General features: G+C 54.3%; 2 protein-coding genes and 3 tRNA genes. 1 reads left to right on the forward strand and 4 read right to left on the reverse strand.

From position 1 onward, the window contains the following. On the forward strand, nt 1-196 hold a 196-nt coding region (locus C1H84_RS18425), incomplete at its 5' end, for a hypothetical protein (RefSeq protein ID WP_220124930.1). 1,302 nt (nt 197-1,498) lie between these two features. Here the strand turns inward: C1H84_RS18425 and C1H84_RS17805 are convergent. The 4 genes from C1H84_RS17805 to C1H84_RS17820 form a co-directional block, all read right to left on the reverse strand. Next, nucleotides 1,499-1,571 (reverse strand) — tRNA-Glu (locus C1H84_RS17805). Nucleotides 1,572-1,617: 46 nt separating this feature from the next. After that, nucleotides 1,618-1,689, reverse strand: a tRNA-Gln gene (locus C1H84_RS17810). A 208-nt stretch (nt 1,690-1,897) separates the two neighbouring features. After that, nucleotides 1,898-1,974 (reverse strand) — tRNA-Pro (locus tag C1H84_RS17815). A 109-nt stretch (nt 1,975-2,083) separates the two neighbouring features. Further along, nucleotides 2,084-3,490, reverse strand: coding sequence for an FAD-binding oxidoreductase (locus tag C1H84_RS17820; protein ID WP_244910943.1), 1,407 nt, complete (start codon nt 3,488-3,490; stop codon nt 2,084-2,086). Nucleotides 3,491-4,944: the final 1,454 nt, after the last annotated feature.

Below are 4,944 nucleotides of genomic sequence, written 5' to 3' on the forward strand. Positions count from 1 at the left end.
GGTGATGAAATCCTGGCGAATAAAAACACTCGGAACAACACACGGGGGTGCATCATCCCAAGCAAAATGTTTCGTATTCACCAAACAAAAAATAATTTGGTATCAACAAACTTGGCACACTATTGAGTTCTCAAACAACAAACACTTACCGGTTCTCCGCCACCCCATTCCAGGAGGCGATATCGTCCAGCGTTAGTTTCCGAAATTGCAAAACAAATCTTTTAGATCATTTGAATCTCGGGGATTTTCGCTTCGAATTCGGTTCAGATTTCATCGAACCTTGTTTCGGCGACAGATAAAAACTATACACACCTTTTTCGGCACTTACAAATCGTAGGGCTACTTTTCCGGGTGACTGTCGCCACAGGCATTAGAGGGCCGGTGCGCACGATAAGCAGTTACCCAATGCCGCCTGCTCTCCGGACAGGCTGCCGCGCCAAACCAACGTGACAGCACGAGCTCCGGTCTGTGGAGAGCGCGGTTCCCTGCTTGCTGGATACTGCGGGCTCGGGGCCAGCTAGTCGAAAACTTGTAAGCGGTGTTCTCTCCGAATGCTGCCGGAGGTCACCGGCAGAACGGACAGCATGGCAATGGGCCTTATCCGGTCGACAGCATGAGCTGATGAAGCCAGCTACAGTTCATTGGGTTTCATAGCTGCCCGGTTCGATGTATGGGTTCACTCCTGGTATCCGTTGCGACGATGTCTTGATATCTCACGCTGCCAAGTTTCCGTGCAACCGCGGTGAGACTAAGCCCTAGGGCGACCTTCCCTCCTAAAACAAACCGCTTACCCAACGACAGCAATCCGGGATGGTTCCTGGCTAGTAGTCGCATCCGTGGTCCACTGATACAGCAGATGTCTTGCACCCTGCGTTGGACATGTCCGACGAGAGCAGTGTCAACGCCCGCCTGTTGACGTTCACGGCGTCGAATTCAACGCAGACCAGAATCATATGACTTGTCACCCAATAAGCACGGGCTAGCGGAGATGTCCATGAATCGATGGCTTGCTGACCGCACGTGCCTAAAACCCACTCGGATTTTCATACAGTCTGACTTCATCGGGAAACAAGGCCGGCTTGTAGTGCCGCCATCGATGTTCGTTCAATCAGTTGAACCATTCGTTGCCCCATAGGGCGTCGCCATACTGCTTTCGATTGCTGTCGGCCCAAGTGCGCAGCTCCTCATCCCAAGCTCTTGGCATGACCATGAACTTTGGGTCCAAGAAACTAGTCGGGCCCCAACGCATAGCTACTCCGCTTTGTACGCACCACAGGCCCAAGCCCTTATCCGGTTCTCATTGGTTCTGAAGCCAGCGTGGCGAATCTTGTGAATAGTGGGGTCTGGCCTTGGCGACCTGTCCGGGCCAGACACACTTTGTGGCCTATAGCCCTACATTTTGGCCTCTAGCCCGGAGTCGAGAACTCTCTTCCTGCGGACGGACAAGAAGAACTGGTTAAACAAAAAACGCGGAACCGAAGTTCCGCGTTTAGATTTGTGACCCCAACGGGATTCGAACCCGTGTTGCCGCCGTGAGAGGGCGGAGTACTAGGCCGCTATACGATGGGGCCGTATGCTGAAGTTTCCTTCAGCTCACCGAATTGCTCCGGTGAAGCGCTGGGATACCAGGACTCGAACCTAGAATGACGGAACCAGAAACCGTTGTGTTGCCAATTACACCATATCCCAATATGACTTGGCCTCCGCCAGAATCAATTAGCTAGGTAATGATCTTTTGGATGCCTTAGCACGAGATATAACTATACACAGTAAATCTGGATATCGCACATCCTGAGTAGCTTTTCGATAGTGATCTAAGACTCGCTGGCTGTTCAGCCTGCATTTGTGAGCTTCAGTTAAACAACAAGGAGGAATCCGAAGATTCCTCCTTGCGTTCTGGTCGGGATAACAGGATTTGAACCTGCGACCTCGTCGTCCCGAACGACGCGCGCTACCAAACTGCGCCATATCCCGTAATCAAGAACGTTTTTACTCTACACCCGGTTACCTCAGATCGCATAATCGAGGCTTCGATTCGATTGTCATCGTACGTATCTGTCGTAATAGAAGCGCTTGTCGCAGTCTATATCGCCTTGCCCGGGTTCAATATGTTCATTGGATCCAGCAGCCCCTTGATCTTTTGCTGCAATTCGATAACTTGGCTGGATTGCTCCCAGGGGAGCCAGTCTTTCTTGATGAGTCCGACGCCGTGCTCGCCTGTAATCGTGCCTCCCATTTCAAGGGCAATGCGAACGGACTCCTGCACAGCGCGGTCCAGTCGCTCCAGCGGGTTCGGCCCATCCGAGGGGTCGACGTAGAACGTCGGATGCAGGTTTCCGTCACCGGCGTGGGAAATCAGCCTCAACTGAACCTGTTCTTGCGTCGCGGCCTGTTGCACACGATGAACGTACTCAACCATGAGACTTTTGGGGACGGCTACGTCTTCACCAGTACGGTACGCATCGTCTTTCGCATCTCCACGGCTGGTGCGACGCATTTCAATGAGAGCCGTTGCAGATTCATCGCCGCTCTCGCTCAGCCGTACGGAGTCGTTCTTGAAGGTTTCACGAAGAACCGCTTCTTCTTGCTCTGCACCATATCCGTCTAGTCGAACGAGCAGCATTGCACCGCCACTGCCAGCATGAGCTGTCCCATACTGTGCGTCCAAGACCTTCATCGTTGCGTGATCGATCAACTCCAGAATCGCTGGTTGGATACGTGCCTTGGCAATCCTTTGGACTCCTTCGACAGCAACTTCAAGATCCTCGAAAACTAATGCGACGTCTCGTTCGTCAACGGGCAAATAACGAAGCCGTAGCACCGCGCGAACGATCACACCCAATGTTCCTTCGGAACCTGTGAACAAGGCTGTCAGATCATAGCCGGCAACGCCCTTGAACGTATTCTTTCCAACATGTATTAGGCTCCCGTCCGCCAAGACAACGTCTAGCCCAAGAACCGACTCCCGGGTGACACCGTACTTCGCGCAACGCAATCCCCCGGCGTTCGTCGCAATGTTTCCACCGATGGTCGACATCTTGTAACTTGCCGGATCCGGAGCGTACATCAGACCGAACTCGGAGACGGCAAGATTCAAATGATGGTTAATCACGCCGGGCTCGACGACCGCGACTTCGTCCTGAGGCCGAATCTCGATGATCCTGTTCATCTTGCTGAGATTCAGGATGATAGCTTCATCAGTGACATGGACGGCGCCCGATACGCCAGTACCAGCACCGCGGCTGATCACCGAGAGCCGGTGTTCACTGGCCAGCTGCATTAGTTCCTGAACTTGCCCAACTTTTGTTGGAAAAACGACAGCGAGTGGCATCATGGGCTCATCTGCCAGTTGGCCGAAATCTCTCGAATTTTCCATGAGCACGGAATCACTAACGGATACCATGCCTGCAGGAAATCTCGCCGTGAGCTCATCAAGCAATTTCTTATTGCGTCGCATGCGTGGTCTGACTTCCTGGTCATTCGGGCTCATAGTTCAGACACTACATCTGACAGCGCCAGGAGCGACAGTAAGCGCCGACGAAAGGCTGCGGCAGGCGGCCGCGAACCGTGGCGCAATCATCTCTTTCTCGTCACTAGCCATATGAAAAGTCACCTATGCCCATTGGCGCTCCACCATCAATGATGACGATTCCAGTCGTCAATGCGCGTCGGATCACGGAAGCCGCTCCGTACGAGCCATGGCCGAGGCATCTAAGAAATCTACAGAGCTTACGACGAAACAGCGTTGTCATTTCACTCCGTCAGTGAATCGTCAGGCACTTTCCGCCACACGGTTATGCAGCTGATCGAACGGGTGCCGAGGTCCCGCCCGGTTCTGGATACTCTGCCAGGCTAAGACCATCGACGACCATCTGGGCATCGTCGAAGGCTTCGTTTAGGGAAAATGAGGCAAGGTCCGCGCCACCGCAATGCGCAAACGGCTGGCCGGCATCGGTTGCCACGATACGAGGTCGAGGCTCCTCGAGCCGCCAGCACGACGATGAAGGTATCGACTCAAGGAACACAGGTCCCAGCATGAGTAACTGCATGACTCAAGGGAGACTAAGCCATGCAAATGGCTGAAGCACGCGTACGCCGAGAACTTGTCGCCAACGGAACTCGCACGGCGCTGCTAAACGCGAGGCCGGACTAGCGCCATCACCAGATGTTGGTCCCCTGGCGGTTCGGGAAATATCCATCGCATACGTGTCCGTGGGTTGGAGCTTCCTCGCGATTGCTCTATCCAGGAGTATGCCCTGTGGGTATCGAAAAATCCGTGGTCGCGAAGCCTATGGCCGGCATCATGGAGTGCAATCCATTGGTCGCCACGTTCTCTGCCACGTTTTCTGTACAGAGGCCCGCATCAGTAATCGGGTGCACCCGTCAGGCAAGGACGGGCGGGAGAACTCCGCGCAAAACGCCCGTACCGGTCTATTACCAACTGGCACCCGCTCCTACCCTGGAGTACTTGTTTTTCAACGATTCAGAAGCCTCGTGCGGCTCGATCATCGCCTTGGCGCTGTCAAGGGTATCGGGGCACTCCTCGTTTATCAGCAGCGATGCAGCCTCGGGTAATGACAACTTCGCCCAATCCCTTCGAGACGTTCGTCAACGAGTTCGGTGCCAAACTGAAGGTGCCTGCTCATGAGCGCAGAGAGAGCAGTTGAAAAGGACCAGCATTCGGTCCCGCGCCCGTTGACTTCTTCCTCCAGTGGCCAAAGACTCACTGTGGATTCTCAAGTGCTCAGGCGGAAGTCAAAACCTTTTCCTGGATCGGTAGGCATTACCGACCCGAACATGCCTGACGAATCGTGCCTATGCTGCTCGGACGTCAATATTCAGCATCTCTTGCCCAGGGGTTTTGTTGTGGTCCGGGCTCTTCCCCGCTCCGCAGCCAACCGCACCGCGCCGCGGCCCCGGCAGCGCTTCCCTTGCCCCACGCCA

Source organism: Glutamicibacter soli, assembly GCF_003309065.1.
In the GTDB taxonomy this organism is placed as follows: Bacteria; Actinomycetota; Actinomycetes; order Actinomycetales; family Micrococcaceae; genus Glutamicibacter; species Glutamicibacter soli.

Coding starts and splice junctions, on each gene's coding strand:
- C1H84_RS17820 (WP_244910943.1), bottom strand. CDS start 3,490: ATGAGCCCGAATGACCAGGAAGTCAGACCACGCATGCGACGCAATAAG.